This is a genomic window from Brevundimonas sp. 2YAF1 (assembly GCF_052114745.1).
Classification (GTDB): Bacteria; Pseudomonadota; Alphaproteobacteria; order Caulobacterales; family Caulobacteraceae; genus Brevundimonas.
Map to the genome: position 1 here is coordinate 239,063 of NZ_JBFRFI010000001.1, position 21,104 is coordinate 260,166.

Here is a 21,104-nt window from a genome sequence, read left to right on the forward strand (position 1 = left end):
GTCAGGCGGCGGCGCGAGCGATGGTTTCAGCGTTGGTGACGCGGTTTCTGCCGCCGCGCTTGGAGGCGTAGAGGGCCTCGTCCGCGCGCTCGAGCAGAGCCAGGGCGGTCTCGCCGGCCTGTCGTTCGGCGAACCCGACCGAAATGGTCACCGCGCCCAGATCGTCGTTGGTCGAGCGACGGCGTAGCGAGCGCGAGGCGATCTCTTCGCGAATGGCGTTCAGGGCCGCCTCGACTGTTCCAGGCGTTTCCCCGGGGAAGATAACCGCGAACTCCTCGCCGCCGTAGCGGGCGGCGACGCGGGGCGAGCGGGAGATGCGGCCCAGGACGCTGGCGACGTAGCGCAGCACCTGATCGCCGGTCTGGTGGCCCCAGGTGTCGTTGAAGCGCTTGAAATGATCGATGTCGACGATCGCCAGGGTGACGCCCTTGCCGCCGTCTTCCGCTTCATCGCAGATGCGGGCTAACTGCTCATCAAATGCTTTGCGATTGGCCAGATTGGTCAGGGCGTCGGTCATGGCGTCGCGCCGGACCTGTTCCAGGTGTTCGCGTAGACGGACCACTTCGCGGTTCGAGGATTCAAGGCGCTTTTCCAGCGCGGATGTATGCCGCTGGACCTTGCGGGTGGCGGTCGAGAGGGTGGTGACGATGGCGGTCAGGACCGTCGCGTCCTCGGCCGCGGCCATCTTCGCAGAGGCGTTGGTCAGGGTTTCGCCATAGGACGCCTGGGTCTTGCGCGCATTGTCGATGGCTTCCGCCACGGCCGCGAGTTCGCGGTTCAGCACGGCGCCGACGTCGCGAATCTCTTCGGACAAGCGGCCGCGCGGCAGGAACTCGGCGGCCAGCATTTCGGCGGTGGCGTCGGTGAAAGGCGTGTCGCCGGTCAGCAGGCGATGCATCTCGCGGCCCAACGGCCCCTCGGGGTCGCTGACATAGTGCAGCCACAGCTCAAAATTCAGAGGCGTCGGCCAAACCGAGGCCTCCTGCATCGCATCCACCACACGGTGCGCCAGTGAATAAGCGTCCGGGCCTCGAAGCGTGGTCTCGACCTGCGCCGTCATTCTGATTCTCGCGCCCCTAGTTCCAGTGTGAGAACCCTAGGACAGCGATCCGTAATGAGCGGTTAAGTGCGAGGCCACGCCCGTCGAACGGTCGTCAGTCCGAGAAGATCACCGGGCGACGCAGGAAGGCGGGGACGTCGTCGCCGAAGCCGCCGCGAGCAGCCTGGACGGGCTGCTCCTTGGCCGGCTCGGGCTTCTTGGCCTCCCGCGGGGCGTGGTCGCGGGTGCGTTCGCGACGCTGAGTCGCGGCCTTGGCGGGAGCGGCCTCGGCTTGGGGCGTCGATTCCGGGGCCGCGACGACGACGGCTTCAACGCCTTCGGGCGCGGCTTCTGGCCGGGTCGAACGACGGCTGCGCGAACGACGCGGAGCTTCCTCAGCCTTTTCGGCCTTGGGGAGAGGGGCCGTGATGGGCTCCATCGAGGCGACGTTGTCGCTCTTGGGGATCGGGCGGGGACGGTCGCTGCGGGCGCGACCACGGCCGCTGGAACGGCTGTCGTCGGTGCGGGGACGGTCCTTGATGGACGCGAAGTCGATGCCTTCCAGCGTCAGCTCCTGCGGATCCATCTTGATCAGCTTCAGCACCTTATCCAGCGACTTGTCGTCGGACGGGGTGACGATCATGAAGGCCTGACCCAGCTTGCCGGCGCGGCCGGTGCGGCCGATGCGGTGCACATAGTCGTCGGCGTGGTGCGAGACGTCGTAGTTGAAGACGTGGCTGACGTCCGGGATGTCCAGGCCGCGCGCGGCGACGTCGGAGGCCACCAGAATCTTCAGCGCGCCCGAGCGGAAGTCCGCCAGGGTCTTCATGCGCAGGGACTGGTCCAGGTCGCCGTGGATCGGCGCGGCGTCGAAACCGTGGGTCTTCAGCGACTTGGCGACGATGTCGACTTCCGACTTGCGATTGCAGAAGACGATGCCGTTCTTGACGTCATCACGGCCGACCAGGGCGCGCAGAGCGGTGCGCTTGGCCTTGGGGTCCGAGGTCGGGATGCGGACGACATACTGGGTGATGGTGTCGGCGGTCATCGCGGGACGCGAGGCCTCGATCCGCGTCGGATCCTTGAGGAACTGCGTGGTCAGGCGGGTTATCTCGGGCGGCATGGTGGCCGAGAAGAACAGGGTCTGACGGCGCGGCGGCGTCAGTTTGAAGATGCGCTCGATGTCGGGGATGAAGCCCATGTCGAGCATGCGGTCCGCCTCGTCGACCACCATCATCTCGACGCCGGTCAGCAGGATCTTGCCGCGTTCGAACAGGTCCAGCAGACGGCCGGGCGTGGCGATCAGGACGTCGACGCCCTTGTTCAGCAGCGCCACCTGGTCGCCCATCGACACGCCGCCGATCAGCAGCGCCCAGCTGAGCTTGGTGCCCTTGGCGTACTTGGCGAAATTCTCGGCGACCTGGTCGGCCAGTTCGCGGGTCGGGGCCAGCACCAGGGCGCGCGGCATACGGGCGCGAGCGCGGCCGGAGCCGAGGCGGTCGATCATCGGCAGGGTGAAGGCGGCGGTCTTGCCGGTGCCGGTCTGGGCGATGCCCAGGACGTCGCGGCCGGCGAGGGCCACGGGAATGGCGGCGGCCTGGATCGGCGTCGCCACAGTATAGCCTGTATCGGCGACCGCTTGCAGGGTCGTGGCCGAAAGGCCCAGCTTAGTGAATTCTGTCATGAAACCTTAGGAACGGAGGAAACGTCGTAACGTCTTCGGCCTTGCGGAACCGCCCCTCGTGGGCGAGTGGGCGGCGCGCATCGCCAGTCCTGTCCCGAGCCTGCGGCGGTATATGGAAAGCCCTACGTCGCAGTCAAGTATTTCTGTTCGGGAACCAGACGGTTGGCAATGGCTTTGAGGTCTGTAAGGTCGCCTCGGGGAAGGGAAGGGTTGTCGTATGCGTATGAAAACGCTTGCGTTCGCCTTGGCTGCCTGCTGCGCGACGGCGCTGCCGGCCCAGGCGGAAATGGATGCCGCTTTTGGCAATACCGTCGTGTCGCATTATCCCGACGGCGCCTGGGTCAAGCACTGGTTCAACCGTGACGGCAGCTATCAGGCGCAGTTTTCGGATGGGCGGAGACTTTCGGCGCGCTGGGCCGTCGAGGGCGAACGGGTCTGCCTGAACGGGATCAGGCCCCGCATGCTGCTGTCGCGGTTCTGCACGGCCATGGTCGAAGCGTCGGTGGGCCAGACCTGGGCCGGGCGGGATCCGCTGGGGCGTCGGGTTCGCAACGAACTGGTGGCCGGGCGCTAGGCGACCTCCCGATCCGCTGGGCGAACCGGGAGGCGTCATCACGTTACTCGGCGTCGGCGGCCTTCTTGGACGCGGCCTTTTTAGCGGCGGGTTTCTTGGCCGCAGGCTTTTTCGCTGCCGCAGGCTTCTTGTCCGCAGCGGCCTTAGCCGGAGCCTTCTTCGCGGCGGGTTTCTTGGCTGCAGCCACCTTCTTTTTCGGGGCGGCGCCGGCCTTGGCGGCCAGCAGGGGCAGGGCCTCTTCCAGCGTCAGATCTTCGGGCGCCATGCCCTTGGGCAGGGTGGCGTTGACCTTGCCCCATTTGACATAGGGGCCGAAGCGACCAGCCATGACCTGAACCGGGGCTGCGTCTTCCGGGTGGGCGCCCAGTTCCTTGAGCGGCGCCGTGGCCGAGCCGCGACCCGGACGACCCGCGCGCTTTTCCGCCAGCAGGGCGACCGCGCGGTTGATGCCGACCTCGAACACTTCGTCGATGTCCGAGACGTTGGCGTAGGTGCCGGCGTGCAGGACGAACGGGCCGTAACGGCCCAGGCCCGACGTGATCATCTTGCCGTCCTCGGGGTGAACCCCGACCTCGCGCGGCAGGGCCAGCAGGCGCAGGGCTTGGTCCAGCGTCAGGGACGCCGGGCCCCAGCCCTTGGGCAGGGACGAGCGTTTCGGCTTCTCCTCACCCGGCGGGGTGGTTTCGACATAGGGGCCGAAGCGGCCGATCTTGAGCTGCACCGGCTGGCCGGTCGCCGGATCGACGCCCAGTTCGCGATCGCCGCCGTCCGCGCCGCCTTCGGCGCCGTCAGGCGAGGCCACGGGGCGTGTGTATTTGCAGTCGGGATAGCGCGAGCAGCCGATGAAGGCGCCGAAACGGCTGGTCTTCAGGCTGAGCTGGCCCTGATGGCACAGGGGGCATTCGCGTGGGTCAGAGCCATCGCCCTTGTCCGGGAAGATGTGCGCGCCCAGGGCGTCGTTGAGGTGATCCAGGATGGCCGTGGTGCGCAGTTCGCCGGCGGCTTGCGTCGCGGCGTGGAAGTCGGTCCAGAAGCTGCGCAGCAGCGCCTTCCAGTCCAGTTCGCCCGCGGAGACCTCATCCAGCTGGCTCTCAAGCGCGGCGGTGAAGTCGTATTCCACCCAGCGGCTGAAGAACTGCTCCAGGAAGGCCGTGACCAGCCGTCCCTTGTCCTCGGGATAGAAGCGGTTCTTGTCCATGCGGACGTATTCGCGGTCGCGCAGGGTCGTCAGGATCGAGGCGTAGGTCGAGGGGCGACCGATGCCCAGCTCTTCCAGCTTCTTGACCAGGGTGGCTTCCGAGAAGCGCGGCGGCGGCTCGGTGAAGTGCTGGTCCGCGCGGACGGCTTCGACCTTGGCCTTGGCGCCTTCCTTCAGCGCGGGCAGGCGGCCGCCTTCGTCCTCTTCGTCCTCGGACCCTTTCTGCTTCTCATCACGGCCTTCTTCATAGGCGGCGATGAAGCCGTCGAAGGCGACGACCTGCCCGGTGGCGCGCAGGCCGGTCTGGCCGTCCGGCGTCTCGATCTCGACCGAGGTGCGGTCCAGACGCGCGCTCTCCATCTGCGAGGCGATCATCCGCTTCCAGATCAGCTCGTAGAGCCGCTGCAGGTCGGAATCGATGCGCAGGCTGTCGGGATGACGCGCCAGGTTGGTCGGGCGGATCGCCTCGTGCGCTTCCTGGGCGTTCTTGGCCTTAGTCTTGTAGTAGCGCGGCTCGGCCGGGACGTAGGCGGGGCCGAAGCGGTCGGCGATGACCTCACGCGCCTGGGCGATGCCCTCGGGGCTGACGAACAGGCCGTCGGTACGCATGTAGGTGATCAGGCCGCCGGTGTCGTCGACGCCCTCATACAGCTTCTGGGCCGCCTGCATGGTGCGCTGGGCGGTGAAGCCCAGCTTGCGCGAGGCTTCCTGCTGCAGGGTCGAGGTGGTGAAGGGCGGCGCGGGCGAACGCTTGGCCGGCTTCTTCTCGACCGACTTGATGGTGAAGTCGCCGGCCTTGATGGCGTCGCGGGCGGCGAAGGCCATTTCCTCGGTCGGGATGTCCAGGCGCTGGATTCGCTTGCCGGCGTGCTTGACCAGACGGGTGGTGAAGGGCGGGCTGTCGGCGACCAGATCGGCCTCGACCGACCAGTATTCCTGGGCCTTGAACTTCTCGATCTCCATCTCGCGATCGACGACGATGCGCAGGGCGACCGACTGCACCCGCCCCGCCGAGCGGGCGCCGGGCAGCTTGCGCCACAGGACGGGCGACAGGTTGAAGCCCACCAGATAGTCCAGCGCGCGGCGGGCCAGATAGGCCTCGACCAGCTCCATATCCAGCTGACGCGGATTGGCCATGGCCTCCAGCACGGCGGCCTTGGTGATGGCGTTGAAGGTGACGCGCTGGACCTCGGTGTCCTTCAGCGCCTTCTTCTTGTTCAGAACTTCCAGAACGTGCCAGCTGATCGCCTCTCCCTCGCGGTCGGGGTCGGTCGCGAGAATAACGCGGTCGGCGCGCTTGGCCGCCTCCGCGATCTCGGCGAGACGTTTGGACGCCTTGGCGTCGACCTCCCACACCATGGCGAAATCGTCGTCAGGCAGGACGGAGCCGTCCTTGGACGGCAGGTCGCGGATATGGCCGTAGGAAGCCAGCACCTCGTAGCCGGAGCCCAGGTATTTATTGATGGTCTTGGCCTTGGCGGGGCTCTCGACGATGACGAGATTCATGGCGCTCTGTTCGGGAAATCGGGGCGCGAACGTGGTTGGCGTCGCGAGGGAAGTCAATCACGACGTTGAAGGGGTGCGCGGTAAGGGTGTAACATCTCTCTGTTATTCGACTATAAGTTGTGTCTTACTGCTGCTCTGTCAGGAGGGTTGGATATGGCTGAAGCGGCGCGATCCCATGATCTCGAGGCGGGTCGGCGACAGGAAGAGCCTGTGTCGCCGCCGGATATGGCGGACTATCCTGTTCGTGAATACGTCGCCGCCATGGCGAGGGAACTGGCGACCATGGCGCGCTGGGACGGGGACGAACAACTGGCGAGCGCGCTGGATGTCGCGGCGGATCTGGCCAGGCATGAGGCGACAGCCGTCTAGGACGAGACCAGCCCGCCGGGCAGAAGGTTGGCGCGGCCCGTGAGGTTAAGCTCCAGCAGCGCCGAGGCGACGACGCCGATCGGGAGCCCGACCGCCCGCGCCAGTTCGTCCCGCGGCGTTGGCGTGGGCGACAGCAAGGCCGCGATCTGTTCGATCACGGCGTCGTCCAGATCGTCGGGCGCGCCGTCGAAGGGAGAACCGGCAGGCGGTTCGCCCAGGGTGCGCAGGGTGTTGAAGGCGCGCTCCACGTCTTCCAGACCCTCGCACAGGATGGCGCCCTGACGCAGCAGTTCGTTGGGGCCCTTGGAGCGGGGGTCCAGCGGCGACCCCGGCACGGCGAAAACGTCGCGGCCCTGTTCATTGGCCAGGCGGGCGGTGATCAGGGAGCCGGAACGAATTTCCGCCTCGACCACGATCACGCCGCGCGACAGGCCCGAGATGATACGGTTGCGACGGGGGAAGTCGCGCGCCTGGGCGCGGGCGCCCATGGGGCTTTCCGAGACGATGCAGCCCTGTTCGGCGATCTGGCGATAGAGGTCGGTGTTGTCGGCGGGATAGACGTCGTCCACGCCGCCGCCGAGCACCGCGACCGTGCCGGTCGGCAAGGCGCCCAGATGGGCGGCGGCGTCGATGCCGCGCGCCAGACCGGACACGACGACGTGGCCGGCTTCGCCCAACTGCTGCGACAGGCCGCGCGCGATGCGCTGACCGCCTGCCGAGGCGATGCGCGCGCCGACGACGCCGACGCAGGGGCGCGACAGCAAGGCTACATCGCCGCGCGTCCAGAGCAGGGGCGGCGGCGGGTCGACGGCGGCCAACATGGCCGAATAAGCGGCGTCGCCCAGCAGGATCAGCTTCGCGCCCGCGCGCTCGCCCGCCGTCAGTTCGGCCTCGACCCGCTCGACGGCGGGCAGGGCGTAGCCGTCGCGGCCGTTGCGCCGCAGCAGATCAGGCAGGGCCTCGACCGCGCGGACGGCGGAACCGAAGCGTTGCAGCAGTTGGGAAAAGGCCCGGGACCGACGCGGTCGGTGCGGGCCAGCCGAAGCCGGGCGAAGCGCTCGGCGTCGGACAGGGGGGTCAAGCCTTCTTGGCCCCGATGCGCGGCTCAACGCCTTTCAGCAGCCGGGCGATGTTCTCATGGTGGCGGATATAGATCAGGACGGCGGTGAAGATGGCCAGGATCAGGATGGGCGCGGGGGCGGGAAGGCCCAGCATCGCCAGGGGCAGAAGCGCATAGAAGGGCGTCGCCGCCGCCGCGACCAGGGCCGCTAGCGACGAATAACGCAGGGCGAAGGCGACGATCAGCCAGGTCGCCGCCGCCATCAGGCCCAGAGGCCAGCAGGCGGCCAGGATCAGGCCGAAGAAGGTCGCGACGCCTTTGCCGCCCTTGAAGCCCAGCCAGACGGGGAAGAGGTGCCCCATAAAGGCCGCGCCGCCGGCGATGGCGCCGGCCGCTTCGCCGAACAGGTGCCGCGCGATCAGCAGGGCGACCGCGCCCTTGCCCGCATCGAGGATCAGGGTGGCGATGGCCAGATCCTTGCGCCCGGTGCGAAGGACGTTGGTCGCGCCGATATTGCCCGAGCCGATGTTGCGCACGTCCCCGGCGCCTGCGGCGCGCGTCAGGATGACCCCGAACGGAATCGAGCCCAGCAGGTATCCGCCCATAGCCACAAGCCCGAGCGTAAGGAGCGCCGGCCCCGCCAGATCCTGCAAGTGATTCGCTCCCGTTTAGCGTGCGTCGTGGACGATGCGTCCCCCGACGACCGTGAGCAAGACCTTCCCTTGCAGACGACGGCCGTCGAAGGGCGAATTCTTCGATTTCGAACGAAGTGTGGCCGCGTCGATGACAACCGGAGCGCCCGCGTCGAACAGGACGAGGTCGGCGGGTGCGCCTTGGGCCAGAACCCCGGCGTCCAGACCCAGCAGGCCGGCGGGACCCTGGGTCAGGGGGCGCAGGACGTCCAGAAGGTCCAGCCCGTGCTCGTGGTGCAACATCAGGGCGGCGGGCAGCAGGGTTTCCAGACCGACGGCGCCGGGCGCGGCCTCGGCGAAGGGACGGCGCTTGTTCTCGGCAGGCTCAGGCGCGTGGGCCGAGGTGATGGCGTCGATCAGGCCGTCGCGGAGGGCCTCGACCAGGGCCTGACGGTCGCTCTCGGCGCGCAGCGGCGGGTCCAGCCGGTAGAAGGTCCGGTAGTCGCCGATGTCGATCTCGTTGAAGCAGAGGTGGTTGATCGACACCGAGGCCGAGACTTCCAGCCCGCGAGCGCGGGCGCGGGCCAGGGTCTCCAGCGCGCCCTCGGTCGAGATCTGGTCGACCAGGAAGCGGGCGCCGGTCTGTTCGACCAGGGCCAGGTCGCGCTCCAGCTGGATACGTTCGGCGATGGCGGGGGAGCCCGACAGGCCCAGCCGGGTGGCCAGTTCGCCCGCAGTGGCGACGGCGCCCTCCGACAGCCAGGGCTCGGCCGGGCGGCAGGCGATCAGGGCGTTGAAGGCGGCGGCGTAGCTCATCACCCGTTGCAGGGTGCGGGTGTTGACGATGACCCGGTCGCCGTCCGTGAAATAGAGGGCCCCCGCTTCGTGCATCAGGCCGATCTCGGCCATGCGCTGGCCGTCGCGGCCCTGGGTCGCCGCGCCCGCCGCGCGGACGTTGACCAGATCGAGCGCCGCGCCGCGCCGCTGGATGTGGTCGATCCGGGCCGGATCGTCGATGGCCGGATCGGTGTCGGGCTGAATGACGATGGTGGTGACGCCGCCCGCCGCCGCCGATAGACTGGCCGACTTCAGCGTTTCCTTGGGCTCGTTGCCCGGCTCGCCGGTCTTGACCCGGATGTCGATCAGGCCGGGCGCCAGGCAGCGGCCTTGCGCGTCGATGACGGTGACGCCGTCAGGGCGCTGGGTCGCCTGGCCGTGGACGACCTCGACGATCCGCCCCCCCTGAATCAGGACCGCGCCAGGGCCGTCATAGTCGCTGGCCGGGTCGAGCAGGCGGGCGTTGACGATGGCCAGCGGGGTAGAGGCAGCGTTCATGCGGCGGCTCCCGCGCGGCGGTGGGCGAGGGCGGCCAGAACGGCCATGCGGGCGGCGACGCCCATCTCGACCTGATCCTGGATCAGGGAGACGCTCAGGTCGTCGGCCACATCGGAATCGATCTCGACCCCCCGGTTCATGGGGCCGGGGTGCATCACCTTGGCGTTGGGCGCGGCCCAGGCCAGTTTTTCGCGATCCAGACCCCAGAAGCGGAAATACTCGCGGGTCGAGGGGATCAGGGCGCCGGTCATCCGCTCCAGCTGAAGGCGCAGCATCATGACCACGTCGCAGCCGGCCAGACCTTCCTTCATGTCGTGGAAGACCTCGCAGCCCCAGCGGTCGGCGTCGCCGGGCACCAGGGTCGGCGGGCCGATGAGGCGCACCCGCGCCCCCATCATCGACAACAGGGCGACGTTGGAGCGGGCCACGCGGCTGTGGGCGATGTCGCCGCAGATGGCGACCGTCAGGCCGCCCACGTCGCCAAAGGCGCGGCGCAGGCTCAGCAGGTCCAGCAGGGCCTGGGTCGGGTGTTCGTGGCGACCATCGCCGGCGTTGACGACGGCGCAGCCGACCTTTTGCGACAGCAGGTCCACAGCGCCCGAGGAGGCGTGGCGGACCACCAGGATTTCCGGCTTCATGGCGTTCAGCGTCACCGCCGTATCGATCAGGGTCTCGCCCTTGGCGACCGAGGAGGCCGAGACCGGCATGGTCACCACGTCGGCGCCCAGACGCTTGGCCGCGATCTCGAACGAGGAACTGGTGCGGGTCGAGTTCTCGAAGAACAGGTTCACGACCGTCTGGCCGCGCATCAGATCGATCCCCTTGGCCGACTGCCGATTGAAGTCGACGAAGGCGTCGGCGAGATCCAGCAGCGCCAGGGCGGCGGGCGGGTTCAGATCGCCGGCGGCGAGGAAATGATTACGGGGAAACGGCAGCAGCCGTTCCTCAATGGTTTCGGTGACGGAAGCGGCATGGGTCATCGAGACGCCGCTATAGAGCCGAGTCTGCTTCAGGGGAAGGTCAGGCGTAGCCGAACAGGGTCAAGGCCAGCGGAATCCCCAGCGCCGACAGCACCGTCGTCAGGGCGATGATCCCGGCCATCAGCGGGGCGTCGCCGCCCATCTGACGCGCCAGGACATAGGAGGCGGCGGCGCCCGGAGCGGCGCCGCACATCAGGGCGACGCCCTGAGCCATCTCGTCGCCGCCATAGAGGACGCACAGGCCCCACATCAGCGGCGGGGTGATGATCAGCTTGACGAAGGTCACGGCTCCGATGGTCAGGCGCGTGCGCGCCACCGCGCGGAAGCTGAGGCCCGCGCCGGCCACGATCAGACCCAGGGGCAGGGCGCTGGCGCCCAGAAGCTTCAGCGTGTTGGAGATGCCCGGCAGTTGCGGCACGCCCATTACGTTCAGCGCCAGGCCGATGATGCAGGCCAGCAGGATGGGGTTGGCCAGGATGGCTTTCGTCAGGGCCAGCGGCGAGGTGCCGCGCTGGTCCGCGCCCCACTTGGCCAGGACGATGACGCACAGGATGTTGGTCACGGGGATCATGGCGGCGATGACCACCGCGGCCAGGGCCAGTCCGTCCTGTCCGAAGGTCGCCTGAATCACCGGCAGGAAGACGAAGCTGTTCCAGCGGATCGCGCCCTGAAACACGCTGGTGTAGGCGGGCCCCTCGATCTTCAGCAGCGGCTTCATCGCCAGGGTGAAGGCCGCGATGACGACGACCGAACTGACAGCCGCCGCGCCAGCCGCGCCTGCGCCGCCGCCGGAAAGATCGGCGTGCCAGATCGCCGGGATCAGAAACCCCGGATAGAGGATGTGGATCGACAGCTTCTCGATTGGCCGCCAGGCGGCGTCCGGCAGGAAGTCGGATTTCCTCAGCCCGTAGCCGAGCGCGATCAGCAGGAAGACGGGCACGATGCCCGCGAGCAAGGCCAGCATCAGTAGTCGCGCAGACGGTCCAGCGCGCCTTGCAGGATCCAGGCGGCGGCGGTGCGGTCCACGACATTGGCGCGGCGCTTGCGGTTCAGGTCCAGCTCTTCGATCAGGAAGCGTTCGACGGCGCTGGTCGACAGGCGCTCGTCCTGGAAGGCGACATTGACGGGGCGCAGGCGCTCCAGATTGCGGGCGAAGGCGCGGCACGACTGGGCGCGCGGCCCTTCGGAGCCGTCCATGTTCAGCGGCAGGCCGATGACCAGGGCCGAGACGTTGCGGCCGTTCATCAGCTTGATCAGCTGTTCGGCGTCCTGGCTGAATTTCACCTTGCGGATCAGTTGCAGCGGGCTGGCGATCATGCGGCTGGTGTCGGACACCGCCACGCCAATGGTGTTCTCGCCCAGATCCAGCCCCATCCAGGGGGTGTCGGGCGGGCAGGCGGCGGGCAGGTCGGCAAGGTCAAATACGGGCACGGACGTCCCATATTGCAATGCGGAACGCTTGTCGAAGCCGCATCGGGCGGTTAACCCACGACAATCATCAGTCTGCGACGACTCCCTTTCGTTGCGGCTGGAGGAATTTCGGAGATTTCCATGGCTATCGACGCCGCGACGGTGAGGCGTGTCGCCCACCTCGCCCGCATCAAGACCCCCGAGGACCGCCTGGAGCCGCTGGCCCAGGAGCTGAACGGCATCCTGAATTGGATCGAGCAGCTCAACGAGGTCGACGTGCAGGGTGTCGAGCCGATGACCTCCAACGTCGCCCAGCCCCTGCGCCTGCGCGAAGACGTCGTCACCGACGGCGGTAAGGTGGACGCCGTCCTGTCGAACGCCCCGAAGTCGGCCGACGGCTTCTTCGTCGTGCCCAAGGTGGTCGAGTAAGCCATGACTGATCTGACCAAACTGAACCTGAAGGACGCCCTGGACGGGCTTAAGGCCAAGACCTTCTCCTCCGAGGAACTGACCAAGGCCTTCCTGACCAATATCGAAGCCTCGAACCCGGCGCTGAACGCCTTTGTCGAGGTGACGACGGACAAGGCGCTGGAACAGGCGCGGGCCTCTGACGCCCGGATCGCCGCCGGGACCGCTGGCGCGCTGGAAGGCGCGCCGCTGGGCATCAAGGACCTGTTCTGCACCGAGGGCGTGCAGACGACCGCCGGCTCCAACATGCTGCGCGGGTTCAAGCCCCCGTATGAATCGACCGTCACCGCCAATCTGTGGCGCGACGGGGCGGTCATGCTGGGTAAGCTGAACATGGACGAGTTCGCCATGGGCTCGTCCAACGAGACCTCGGCCTTTGGTCCGGTGAAGAACCCGTGGAAGTCCAAGACCTCGAACGCCGAGCTGACGCCGGGCGGTTCGTCGGGCGGTTCGGCCTCGGCCGTGGCGGCTGACCTCTGCCTTGCCGCGACCGCGTCGGACACCGGCGGCTCGATCCGCCAGCCCGCCGCCTTCACCGGCACCGTGGGCATCAAGCCGACCTATGGCCGCGCCAGCCGTTTCGGCATGGTGGCCTTCGCCAGTTCGCTGGATCAGGCCGGGCCGATCACCAAGACGGTGGCCGACGCCGCCATCCTGCTGAAGTCCATGTGCTCGTTCGACGCCAAGGACTCGACCAGCCTCGACATTCCGACGCCCGACTGGACCCAGTCGGTCGGCAAGTCGGTCAAGGGGCTGCGCATCGGGGTGCCTGCTGAATACGTCATCGACGGGATGCCCGCCGAGATCCAGAAGCTGTGGGAGCAGGGCGTCGAGTGGCTGAAGGCCGCCGGCTGCGAGATCGTCGAGATCAGTCTGCCGCACACCAAATACGCCCTGCCGACCTATTACATCGTGGCCCCGGCCGAGGCGTCGTCGAACCTGGCCCGCTATGACGGGATGCGTTTCGGCCATCGCGCCGAAGGCCCGACCTCGCTGACCGACCTCTACGAAACCTCGCGCGCCGAGGGCTTCGGGGCCGAGGTCAAGCGTCGCCTGATCATCGGCGCCTATGTGCTGTCGGCGGGCTTCTATGACGCCTACTACGTCAAGGCGCTGAAGGTGCGTCGCCGCATCGCCGAGGACTTCGACAACGTCTGGGGCAAGGTGGACGCCATCCTGACCCCGTCGACGCCGTCGGCCGCCTTCGCCCTGGGCGACAAGCAGATCGACCCGCTGCAGATGTATCTGAACGACATCTTCACGGTGACGACGAACCTGGCCGGCCTGCCGGGCATCTCGGTGCCCGCGGGCGTCGACGCCAACGGCCTGCCGCTGGGTCTGCAGGTCATCGGCAAGGCGCTGGATGAAGCGACCGTCTTCCAGGTCGCGAGCGCGCTGGAAGAGTCTGCCGGCTTTGTGGCCAAGCCGGATCGTTGGTGGTGAGCATGACTGAGAACTCGAAACTGATCAAAGGTCGCACGGGCGACTGGGAAATCGTCATGGGGCTGGAAATCCACGCCCAGGTGGCGTCGAAGGCCAAGCTGTTCTCGGGCGCGGCCGTGGGCTTTGGCGCGGGGCCGAACGAGCAGGTGTCGCTGGTCGACGCCGGCTTCCCCGGCATGCTGCCGACCCTGAACGGCTATTGCGTCGAGCAGGCGGTGAAGACCGGCCTGGGCCTGAACGCCCAGATCAACAAGCGCAGCCAGTTCGACCGCAAGAACTACTTCTATCCCGACCTGCCGACCGGCTATCAGATCAGCCAGCTGTATTTCCCGATCGTGGGCGAGGGCGTGGTCGAGGTCGAGGCCGAAGACGGCAGCTTCTTCAACGTCGGCATCGAGCGCCTGCACCTGGAACAGGACGCGGGCAAGCTGATCCACGACCTGTCGCCGACCGAAAGCTACGTCGACCTGAACCGGGCCGGCACGGCGCTGATGGAGATCGTCTCGCGTCCGGACATCCGCTCGCCGGAAGAGGCGGTCGCCTACGTCAAGAAGATCCGCACCATCCTGATCTATCTCGGCACCTGCGACGGCGACATGGACAAGGGCAACCTGCGCGCCGACGTCAACGTCTCGGTCTGCCGCGTCGGCAACTACGCCAAGTTCAAGGCGACGGGCGACTTCAGCCACCTCGGCACGCGCTGCGAGATCAAGAACGTCAACTCGTTCCGCTTCATCAGCCAGGCCATCAACTACGAGGCGCGCCGCCAGATCGAGATCCTCGAAGACGGCGGCTCGATCACGCAGGAAACCCGCCTGTACGATCCGACGGCGGGCGAAACGCGCTCGATGCGCTCCAAGGAAGAGGCGATGGACTATCGCTACTTCCCCGACCCCGACCTGCTGCCGCTGGAGCTGGAACAGGCCTGGATCGACGGCATTAAGGCCAAGCTGCCGGAACTGCCGGACGAGAAGCGCCGTCGCCTGATGGCCGACTACGGCCTGTCGCAATACGACGCCGTGGTGCTGATCTCGGAACAGGCCAAGGCCGACTATTTCGAAGCCGCCGCCAAGGGCCGCGACGCCAAGCTGGTGTCCAACTGGGTCACCAACGAGGTCTCGGCGCGTCTGGCTGCCGACGGCAAGGACTTCAGCGAGAACCCGCTGCCGGCGGCTCACGTCGCCCAGCTGGTTGAACTGATTGAGACGAACGTCATTTCGTCCAAGATCGCCAAGGAGGTGTTCGACCACGTCTGGAACGGCGAGGGCAGCCCCGCCGAGGTGGTCGAGAAGCACGGCCTGAAGCAGGTGACCGACACCGGGGCCATCGAGAAAGCCGTCGACGACATCATCGCCGCCAACCCGGACAAGGCCGCAGCCGTGGCCGAGAAGCCGCAAGCGCTGGGCTGGTTCGTGGGTCAGGTGATGAAGGCGACGGGCGGGAAGGCCAACCCGGCCGCGGTGAATGACATCCTTAAATCAAAGCTTGGGCTTTGATTTAAGGCATTCGCTTGGGGGCTTGCGCGCCCAAACCCCCGTTGGTCGCTAACGCTCGCGACGCGGTCGCTCGCTGTTTGAGCGCGCGCGAAGCGCCAGGCCGCGTCGGGTCGAAAAGGCAGAGCCTTTTGACCGCGGCCCACAAAAATGGCGCCGGAGATTGCTCTCCGGGGCCTCTTTCGTTGCGACGCCGGCTACCAGTTCCAGGCGTCGCGGACGACGTCGATGATGTAGCCGTCGTAGTCGTCGATCAGATAGATCGTGTTGTCGACATAGACCCAGCGCGTCCCCGGAGGCGGGTAGCCAAGGCCGTAGGTCCGCCAGTCGTTGACCTGATAGCGCCAGAAAATGTCCGGCAGATACTGGCCGACATAATACTGACGGTTCCAGTAGGCGCGGGGGACGCTATAGTAGCCGTAGCCTGGCGCGAAATAGAAGCCGAGCCGCACGCCGTTCCAGCCGCGGAAGCGCTGGTCGTTGCGCCACCAGTCGCTGCGGTGGCGCTGGTTCCAGTCGCGCCGCCACTGATCCTGGTTCCAGCGATTGTGGAAATCACGATAGTCGCGGTTCTGGTTCCAGCCGGGCCGGTTCGGGCGCCCCGGTTGTTGCGCTCCCGGGCGCCCTGGCCGGTTCCAATCCGGTTGGTTCGGGCGGCCAGATTGCTGCGAACCGGGACGATCAGGGCGGTTCGATTGGTCGGGTCGGCCAGGTCGGTCGGCTCGGTTCGATCGATCCGGACTTCCCATCTGATCCGGACGTCCCGGCTCTTGGCTGCCGGGACGGCCAGGGCGGCTGTTCGGTTGATCCGGTTGCGGGGTCTGGGGACGCCACTGACCCTCGGGACGCCCCTGTCCGTCGGGGCGGCCTTGGTCACCGGCAGGTTCCGGACGGCTGGGTCTGTCCGGGCGCGGCTGGCTGTCCGGGCGACCTTCTCCGCCCGACCATTGAGCCCGATCAGGCCGGGGATCATTCGCGCGGGGGGCATTCTGGCGCTGTTGAGGCGATACAGCCTGATCGCCGCTTTCGGCCCTCCGCTGGGCGCGGGCAGGGCGTGGTGAGTTTTCCGCCTGCGCCTGCTGGTCCTGAGCCATGACCGCCAAGGGGGCGGCGGCCGGAAGGACGAAGCTGGCGATGGCCGTGAACACCATCAGGGAACGTTTCATGGTCTTGTTCCTTGCGCGCCAAGAACGGCGGCTTGAAGGGTAATCTGGCGCCATGGCCATGAACCGCGGCTGAACATCGGTCGTTGGAAACTGACAGCTTGCATAGAAAAAGCCCCGCAAAGCGAGGCTTTGCGGGGCTTCAGCAGACTGTGATCGAACCTAGTAGATGTTGCTCAAAACGCTGGCGATCAGGCCGCTGGCGACGGCGATGAGAAGGATGTCGTTGCCGGCGTAGACGTAGCGATAGCCGCGCGGCGCGGGAGGCAGACCGTAGTAGTAAGGGTCATTCACATAGTAGCCGCGGTAGGCCGAGGGCAGATAACCGCCCTGACGCCAGCGATAGCCGGCGTAGCGTGGATCAACCCGGTAATAACCGTGGCCCGGCGCATACCAGTAGCCGTTGCGGGCGCCGCGATAGTCGCGGAAGTCGGAGCGCCCCCGCCACCAGTCGCGGTTGTTGCGGTCCCAACGGTCATTGCGTTGGTCCTGGCGATAGTCGCGACGATCATTGCGGTCGTCGCGTCGGTCCTGACGCCATTCGCGATGATCTTGGCGGTTCTGGGCCTGGGCCGCCAGCGGCGCGGCCGTAGTGGTCAGCGCCAGGGCGACGAGGGCAGCCTTGGTCAGGCGGTTCATCTGTACGTCTCCTTGGTCTGGGCGCCGAAGGTAAGCTGCGGACGGCCCGTTGAAACAGGAGGCCAAAGTCGGCCCTGGAGCATGAACTCGTCCTGAACGGAGATGTCAGGTTTCAGCCTTGTCTGTTCATGTCGCGCGCGCCATCTCTGATCGCTGAAACACGAAGGACCAGGCGACCATGACCCAGCCCATAGAGCTCTGGTATTGGCCCACGCCCAACGGTTGGAAAATTTCCATTGCGCTGGAGGAGATGGGGCTGCCCTATGTCGTCAAGCCGGTGAATATCGGCGCAGGCGAACAGTTCGCGCCGACGTTCCAGGCGATCAGTCCGAATGGCCGGATGCCCGCCATCGTCGATCCTGACGGGCCTGATGGCCAGCTGCTGTCGATCTTCGAGTCCGGCGCCATCCTGCAATAATCTGGGAGTGAAGTCGGGGCGTTTCTATCCGACCGATGCGCGCTCCAAGGCCGAGGTCGATCAGTGGCTCTTTTGGCAGGTCGGCGGCCTGGGGCCGATGGCGGGCCAGACGCATCATTTCCGACAGTACGCGCCGACCCTCATCAAGGATCAGCGCCAGCTCGCCTATGGCGTCCGGCGCTACACCAATGAGACGCACCGGCTGTATGGCGTGCTTAACCGGCGACTGGCGGATCGGGACTATGTCGCGGGCGACTACTCCATCGCCGACATGGCGATCTGGCCCTGGATCTTGCCGACGCATCAGGGACAAAGCCTGATCGAGTTTCCGCATCTCGCCGCCTGGATGGAGCGGGTCGGGGCGCGGCCGGCTGTGAAGGCGGGCAGGGCGGTGGGCGAGGAATGGCGCGCCAATCTGGCCGCCTCGGGCAAGGCGGCGGAGGCCGCGCGGAGCGTCCTGTTCGGCCAACGCGCCCGTTAACTCTAATTTCAAACCGCCGGTATTTGAATGAGGTTCGAAAGGCAGGGTCAGAACGACCGACGCCTGGAGGATTTGGCTATGACCGCGCAAGACAGAGCGCCTGAAGCTATCGACCCCGCGGCCCTGCCGCTGCCGACCGTCGAAATGGACGGCGACGCCCTGTTCCGGTTGGGGCTGGCCTATTCAGCCGGGCTGGACGGCTGTCCCATCGACCGGGTCTCGGCGCACATGATCTTCAACCTGGCGGCCATGAAGGGGTCGATCGAGGCGCGCATCTATCGCCGGGAGATGAGCCAGGAGATGGAGCACGACGAGATCGCCGAGGCCCAGCGCGCCGCGCGCCGCTGGATCGACGCGGGCTCGACCACTCTGGCTGCCTGAAGCTTGTAGCGGCGGACTCTGGACCGGACGGCGACGGCGGGCTATTGACCCGGCCAAGACAAGTCGCCGAAGGATTCCTGCTCATGCTCGCTCGCATCTATCGCCCGGCCAAGACCGCGATGCAGTCGGGCAAGGCCAAGACCAACGACTGGCGCCTTGAGTTCGAACCCGCCTCGGCGCGGACGCAGGACCCGCTGACCGGCTGGACCAGTTCGTCCGACATGAACGGTCAGGTCCGCCTGACCTTCGAGACCAAGGAAGAAGCGGTCGAATACGCCGAGCGTCACGGCATCGCCTTCCGCCTGCATGAACCGAACGAAGCGCCGGTCATCCTCAAGGCCTATGCCGACAATTTCGCCACCAACCGCAAGCAGTCCTGGACGCACTAAGTCCGGCTTCTCGCTGCGGCCCTGGCTGAACGCGCCCTTAGCTCAACCGGATAGAGCACCCGCCTTCTAAGCGGACGGTTGCAGGTTCGAGTCCTGCAGGGCGCGCCACGCCTCCAGACCCATTTCCAGGTCCGCGATCAGATCGGCCGGATCCTCCAGCCCTATATGCAGGCGCAGAAGCTGGCCCTCCAGCGACGGCGCGTGGCGGCGATAGGCCAGTTGCGGGGTCTCGTGGGTGATCAGGCTTTCGAACCCGCCCCAGGAATAACCCATGCCGAACAGGGACAGGGCGCGCATCAGGGCATGGGCGGCGGCCTTGTCGCCGCCCTTCATGACCACGCCCATCAGCGACGCCGCCCCTGAATAGTCGCGTCGCCACAGGTCATGGCTGACCGAGCCGGGCAGGGGCGGATAGAGGATGCGCGCCACCTCTGGCCGTTGTTGCAGCCATTGGGCGACCGCAAGCGCCGAGCGCGCCTGTTCGGCGTAGCGCAGCGGCAAGGTCCGCAGGCCGCGCAAGGCCAGCCAGGCGTCGTCGGGCGAGACGTGCCAGCCCATGTCGTCGATGGTGTCCGCTATGGCGCGGCCGATCTCCCGGTCCCGAACGGCGACGCCGCCCATGAACAGGTCCGAATGGCCTGCGGCGTATTTCGTCAGGGCCTGAACGCTGACGTCGACGCCGTGTTCGAGCGGCCGGAACGACAGTCCGGCGGCCCAGGTGCTGTCCATGACGGTCAGCACGCCGCGCTCGCGACAGGCGGTCGCCAGGGCCGGGGCATCGACGATCTCGAACGTCAGCGACGCTGGCGCTTCGATCAGCAGCAGACGGGTGCGTTCGCTCAGAGCCCCGAGAATGTCTGCTGTCGAGGCCTCGGCTGGGTGAAAACGAGCCGTTACGCCGCGCGCCGCCATGTGCCGGGTCAGAAACCGTCGTGTGGGACCATAGACGGCGTCGGTGACCAGAACCTCGTCGCCAGGCCGTAGCAGGGCGCTCAGCGGCACGGTGACGGCGGCCAGACCCGAAGGCAGCAGGAAAGCCTCGTCCCCGCCTTCCAGGTCGGCCAGAGCCGCCCGCAACTCTCTCGCCGCGCTGGTCCCCTCCAACCCATAGACGGGGCCGTCCGTCGCATCCTGCATGGTCGCCGGATCGTCGCTGAGCATGGTCGAGGCGCGCTCGAGCGGCGGACTGACCGGCCGCCGTCCCTGGCCTCGACGCGTGGCCGACGCGATCAAGCGGGTGCGGTCGGAAAGACGAGGCATGAAATCTCCAGCGGGTTGCGGTTCCGCGCCTAGAGGGCTCTAAAGTCTTCGGGGGCGCAAGCTGGCGAGGGTGATGGAATGCGGGCGTCAAGGATAGCGACGGGAGCGGCGGTAGCCTTCGCGGTGGCGACGGGCGGTTGCGAACGGCGCGCCGAGACTCATAAACCCGACGCGAGCGAGGCCCTTCCTGCAAGGCCCGTCGCTCTGCCGACGAATACCGAAAGCCCGACCCTGGCGGCGATCAAGCAGCGCGGCCGGCTGAACTGCGGCGTGCATCAGGGCCTGGTCGGTTTCGCCTACACCGACAATCGCGGCGCCTGGCGCGGCTTTGACGTGGATTTCTGCCGGGCCACGGCGGCGGCCATTTTCGGCGATCCCGATGCCGTGCGCTTCGTGCCTCTGACGGCCGAGCAGCGATTCGAGGCTCTGCGGGACGGGCGCATCGACGTGCTGTGGCGCAACACCTCCTGGACCATGAGCCGCGACACTGGCGGTGAGCTCAGCTTCGCCGGCGTCAACTATTACGACGGGCAAGGCTTCCTGGTGCGTCGCGCGCTCAACCTCAGCAGCGCGGCCGAACTGAACGGGGCACGGGTCTGCGTCCAGGCAGGATCGACCACCGAACTGAACGTCGAGGATTATTTCAGGACGCGGGGCATCGAATATCGCCCGGTCGTGGTGAAAACGGAGGAGGAGGCGCGGCAGGCCTATGCGCGTGAGGCGTGCGACGCCTTCACCGCGGACATCTCGGCCCTGGCGGCCGCGCGCACGACGCTGCCGAACCCGCAGCAGCACGTCATCCTGCCGGACGTGATCTCCAAGGAGCCGTTGGGGCCGGTCGTTCGCGGGGGCGACGATCAGTGGACGGCGGTGATCCGCTGGACCTTGAACGCCTTGATCCTGGGCGAGGAACTGGGCGTGACGAAAGCCAATGTCGCGGCGCTGGAGCGTGACAGCCAGGATCCGCGCATTCGCCGCCTGCTGGGCCAGGAAGGGGAATTCGGTCCGTCGCTGGGTCTTCCCCGGACCTGGGCGCGCGACGCCATCGCCGCAGGCGGAAATTACGGCGAGATCTTTGAACGGAATTTGGGCGCGCAATCTCCGTTGAACCTCGCGCGGGGCCTGAATGCGCAATGGAGCGCACGGTCGGGAGGCTTGGTTTATGGTCTGCCCATCCGCTAG

At 67.1% G+C, this 21,104-nt stretch carries 20 protein-coding genes, 1 tRNA gene and 2 pseudogenes; 10 read left to right on the forward strand and 13 right to left on the reverse strand.

Going from position 1 to position 21,104, the window contains the following annotated elements:
- Position 1: 1 nt before the first annotated feature.
- Together AB4Y68_RS01140 and AB4Y68_RS01145 are read right to left on the reverse strand one after the other, a co-directional pair.
- The gene (locus tag AB4Y68_RS01140) at positions 2–1,060 is read right to left on the reverse strand and encodes a GGDEF domain-containing protein (RefSeq protein ID WP_441453308.1); all 1,059 of its coding nucleotides are present in this window, start codon (positions 1,058–1,060) and stop codon (positions 2–4) included.
- 94 nt (positions 1,061–1,154) lie between these two features.
- Complete coding sequence (locus AB4Y68_RS01145) at positions 1,155–2,723, reverse strand: DEAD/DEAH box helicase (RefSeq protein WP_441453310.1); 1,569 nt, start codon at positions 2,721–2,723, stop codon at positions 1,155–1,157.
- A 217-nt stretch (positions 2,724–2,940) separates the two neighbouring features.
- Here AB4Y68_RS01145 and AB4Y68_RS01150 point away from each other — a divergent pair, with 217 nt between their 5' ends.
- Positions 2,941–3,297 (forward strand): hypothetical protein, encoded by a 357-nt coding sequence (locus tag AB4Y68_RS01150; protein WP_441453312.1) that lies wholly within the window; start codon positions 2,941–2,943, stop codon positions 3,295–3,297.
- A gap of 43 nt (positions 3,298–3,340) precedes the next feature.
- Here AB4Y68_RS01150 and topA read toward each other — a convergent pair whose 3' ends face one another.
- Complete coding sequence (gene topA, locus AB4Y68_RS01155; protein ID WP_441453313.1) at positions 3,341–6,001, reverse strand: type I DNA topoisomerase; 2,661 nt, start codon at positions 5,999–6,001, stop codon at positions 3,341–3,343.
- Positions 6,002–6,154: 153 nt separating this feature from the next.
- Between topA and AB4Y68_RS01160 the strand changes: the two genes are divergently transcribed.
- A complete protein-coding gene (locus tag AB4Y68_RS01160; protein ID WP_441453315.1) occupies positions 6,155–6,370 on the forward strand; it encodes a hypothetical protein in 216 nt (71 codons plus the stop codon).
- Here the strand turns inward: AB4Y68_RS01160 and dprA are convergent.
- The 7 genes and pseudogenes from dprA to ruvX all read right to left on the reverse strand — a co-directional run bounded on the left by dprA (position 6,367) and on the right by ruvX (position 11,808).
- Positions 6,367–7,191, reverse strand: a complete 825-nt coding sequence (dprA, locus tag AB4Y68_RS01165; protein ID WP_441453799.1) for a DNA-processing protein DprA — start codon at positions 7,189–7,191, stop codon at positions 6,367–6,369. The genes AB4Y68_RS01160 and dprA overlap by 4 nt on opposite strands.
- A gap of 114 nt (positions 7,192–7,305) precedes the next feature.
- Positions 7,306–7,451: pseudogene (locus AB4Y68_RS01170) on the reverse strand (DNA-processing protein DprA); the annotation flags it as partial.
- Positions 7,448–8,083 (reverse strand): glycerol-3-phosphate 1-O-acyltransferase PlsY, encoded by a 636-nt coding sequence (gene plsY, locus AB4Y68_RS01175; protein WP_441453317.1) that lies wholly within the window; start codon positions 8,081–8,083, stop codon positions 7,448–7,450. The pseudogene AB4Y68_RS01170 and the gene plsY, both read right to left, overlap by 4 nt.
- 15 nt (positions 8,084–8,098) lie before the next feature.
- Positions 8,099–9,397 carry a dihydroorotase gene (gene pyrC, locus AB4Y68_RS01180; protein WP_441453318.1) on the reverse strand — a complete coding sequence of 433 codons (1,299 nt, stop codon included), beginning with the start codon at positions 9,395–9,397 and terminating at the stop codon, positions 8,099–8,101.
- Positions 9,394–10,377 (reverse strand): aspartate carbamoyltransferase catalytic subunit, encoded by a 984-nt coding sequence (locus AB4Y68_RS01185; protein WP_441453320.1) that lies wholly within the window; start codon positions 10,375–10,377, stop codon positions 9,394–9,396. The genes pyrC and AB4Y68_RS01185 overlap by 4 nt, the downstream gene beginning before the upstream one ends.
- 40 nt (positions 10,378–10,417) lie before the next feature.
- Positions 10,418–11,341, reverse strand: a complete 924-nt coding sequence (locus AB4Y68_RS01190; protein WP_441453321.1) for an AEC family transporter — start codon at positions 11,339–11,341, stop codon at positions 10,418–10,420.
- Positions 11,341–11,808 (reverse strand): Holliday junction resolvase RuvX, encoded by a 468-nt coding sequence (gene ruvX, locus AB4Y68_RS01195; protein ID WP_441453323.1) that lies wholly within the window; start codon positions 11,806–11,808, stop codon positions 11,341–11,343. Before ruvX ends, AB4Y68_RS01190 begins: the two co-directional genes overlap by 1 nt.
- A gap of 120 nt (positions 11,809–11,928) precedes the next feature.
- Between ruvX and gatC the strand changes: the two genes are divergently transcribed.
- The 3 genes from gatC to gatB are packed head-to-tail and all read left to right on the forward strand — an operon-like array spanning position 11,929 to position 15,194.
- Positions 11,929–12,216, forward strand: coding sequence for an Asp-tRNA(Asn)/Glu-tRNA(Gln) amidotransferase subunit GatC (gene gatC, locus AB4Y68_RS01200; protein ID WP_441453325.1), 288 nt, complete (start codon positions 11,929–11,931; stop codon positions 12,214–12,216).
- Positions 12,217–12,219: 3 nt separating this feature from the next.
- Entirely contained in the window at positions 12,220–13,698 is a 1,479-nt protein-coding gene (gene gatA, locus AB4Y68_RS01205; protein ID WP_441453327.1) for an Asp-tRNA(Asn)/Glu-tRNA(Gln) amidotransferase subunit GatA, read from the forward strand.
- A gap of 2 nt (positions 13,699–13,700) precedes the next feature.
- Positions 13,701–15,194, forward strand: coding sequence for an Asp-tRNA(Asn)/Glu-tRNA(Gln) amidotransferase subunit GatB (gene gatB, locus AB4Y68_RS01210; RefSeq protein WP_441453329.1), 1,494 nt, complete (start codon positions 13,701–13,703; stop codon positions 15,192–15,194).
- Positions 15,195–15,388: 194 nt separating this feature from the next.
- Here gatB and AB4Y68_RS01215 read toward each other — a convergent pair whose 3' ends face one another.
- On the reverse strand, positions 15,389–16,357 hold the full coding sequence (locus AB4Y68_RS01215) for an RcnB family protein (RefSeq protein ID WP_441453330.1): 969 nt from the start codon (positions 16,355–16,357) through the stop codon (positions 15,389–15,391).
- A 159-nt stretch (positions 16,358–16,516) separates the two neighbouring features.
- Positions 16,517–16,993, reverse strand: coding sequence for an RcnB family protein (locus tag AB4Y68_RS01220; RefSeq protein WP_441453332.1), 477 nt, complete (start codon positions 16,991–16,993; stop codon positions 16,517–16,519).
- A 178-nt stretch (positions 16,994–17,171) separates the two neighbouring features.
- On the opposite strand from AB4Y68_RS01220, the pseudogene AB4Y68_RS01225 reads away from it, so the two are divergent.
- From AB4Y68_RS01225 to AB4Y68_RS01240, 4 genes and pseudogenes are all read left to right on the forward strand, one after another.
- Positions 17,172–17,892: pseudogene (locus AB4Y68_RS01225) on the forward strand (glutathione S-transferase N-terminal domain-containing protein).
- A 78-nt stretch (positions 17,893–17,970) separates the two neighbouring features.
- Positions 17,971–18,273 carry a sel1 repeat family protein gene (locus AB4Y68_RS01230; protein WP_441453334.1) on the forward strand — a complete coding sequence of 101 codons (303 nt, stop codon included), beginning with the start codon at positions 17,971–17,973 and terminating at the stop codon, positions 18,271–18,273.
- 83 nt (positions 18,274–18,356) lie between these two features.
- A complete protein-coding gene (locus AB4Y68_RS01235; RefSeq protein ID WP_441453336.1) occupies positions 18,357–18,662 on the forward strand; it encodes an ETC complex I subunit in 306 nt (101 codons plus the stop codon).
- A gap of 31 nt (positions 18,663–18,693) precedes the next feature.
- Positions 18,694–18,770, forward strand: a tRNA-Arg gene (locus AB4Y68_RS01240).
- Here the strand turns inward: AB4Y68_RS01240 and metC are convergent.
- Positions 18,729–19,922, reverse strand: a complete 1,194-nt coding sequence (gene metC, locus AB4Y68_RS01245; protein WP_441453801.1) for a cystathionine beta-lyase — start codon at positions 19,920–19,922, stop codon at positions 18,729–18,731. The genes AB4Y68_RS01240 and metC overlap by 42 nt on opposite strands.
- Positions 19,923–20,000: 78 nt before the next feature.
- On the opposite strand from metC, the gene AB4Y68_RS01250 reads away from it, so the two are divergent.
- Positions 20,001–21,104, forward strand: coding sequence for an amino acid ABC transporter substrate-binding protein (locus tag AB4Y68_RS01250; RefSeq protein WP_441453337.1), 1,104 nt, complete (start codon positions 20,001–20,003; stop codon positions 21,102–21,104).

Excerpts from the sequence above, each read along its gene's own strand:
- AB4Y68_RS01140 (WP_441453308.1), bottom strand. The coding sequence starts at position 1,060 with ATGACGGCGCAGGTCGAGACCACGCTTCGAGGCCCGGACGCTTATTCA.
- AB4Y68_RS01145 (WP_441453310.1), bottom strand. The coding sequence starts at position 2,723 with ATGACAGAATTCACTAAGCTGGGCCTTTCGGCCACGACCCTGCAAGCG.
- AB4Y68_RS01150 (WP_441453312.1), top strand. The coding sequence starts at position 2,941 with ATGCGTATGAAAACGCTTGCGTTCGCCTTGGCTGCCTGCTGCGCGACG.
- topA (WP_441453313.1), bottom strand. The coding sequence starts at position 6,001 with ATGAATCTCGTCATCGTCGAGAGCCCCGCCAAGGCCAAGACCATCAAT.
- AB4Y68_RS01160 (WP_441453315.1), top strand. The coding sequence starts at position 6,155 with ATGGCTGAAGCGGCGCGATCCCATGATCTCGAGGCGGGTCGGCGACAG.
- dprA (WP_441453799.1), bottom strand. The coding sequence starts at position 7,191 with ATGTTGGCCGCCGTCGACCCGCCGCCGCCCCTGCTCTGGACGCGCGGC.
- pyrC (WP_441453318.1), bottom strand. The coding sequence starts at position 9,397 with ATGAACGCTGCCTCTACCCCGCTGGCCATCGTCAACGCCCGCCTGCTC.
- AB4Y68_RS01185 (WP_441453320.1), bottom strand. The coding sequence starts at position 10,377 with ATGACCCATGCCGCTTCCGTCACCGAAACCATTGAGGAACGGCTGCTG.
- AB4Y68_RS01190 (WP_441453321.1), bottom strand. The coding sequence starts at position 11,341 with ATGCTGGCCTTGCTCGCGGGCATCGTGCCCGTCTTCCTGCTGATCGCG.
- gatC (WP_441453325.1), top strand. The coding sequence starts at position 11,929 with ATGGCTATCGACGCCGCGACGGTGAGGCGTGTCGCCCACCTCGCCCGC.
- gatA (WP_441453327.1), top strand. The coding sequence starts at position 12,220 with ATGACTGATCTGACCAAACTGAACCTGAAGGACGCCCTGGACGGGCTT.
- gatB (WP_441453329.1), top strand. The coding sequence starts at position 13,701 with ATGACTGAGAACTCGAAACTGATCAAAGGTCGCACGGGCGACTGGGAA.
- AB4Y68_RS01215 (WP_441453330.1), bottom strand. The coding sequence starts at position 16,357 with ATGAAACGTTCCCTGATGGTGTTCACGGCCATCGCCAGCTTCGTCCTT.
- AB4Y68_RS01220 (WP_441453332.1), bottom strand. The coding sequence starts at position 16,993 with ATGAACCGCCTGACCAAGGCTGCCCTCGTCGCCCTGGCGCTGACCACT.
- AB4Y68_RS01230 (WP_441453334.1), top strand. The coding sequence starts at position 17,971 with ATGACCGCGCAAGACAGAGCGCCTGAAGCTATCGACCCCGCGGCCCTG.
- AB4Y68_RS01235 (WP_441453336.1), top strand. The coding sequence starts at position 18,357 with ATGCTCGCTCGCATCTATCGCCCGGCCAAGACCGCGATGCAGTCGGGC.
- metC (WP_441453801.1), bottom strand. The coding sequence starts at position 19,922 with ATGCCTCGTCTTTCCGACCGCACCCGCTTGATCGCGTCGGCCACGCGT.
- AB4Y68_RS01250 (WP_441453337.1), top strand. The coding sequence starts at position 20,001 with ATGCGGGCGTCAAGGATAGCGACGGGAGCGGCGGTAGCCTTCGCGGTG.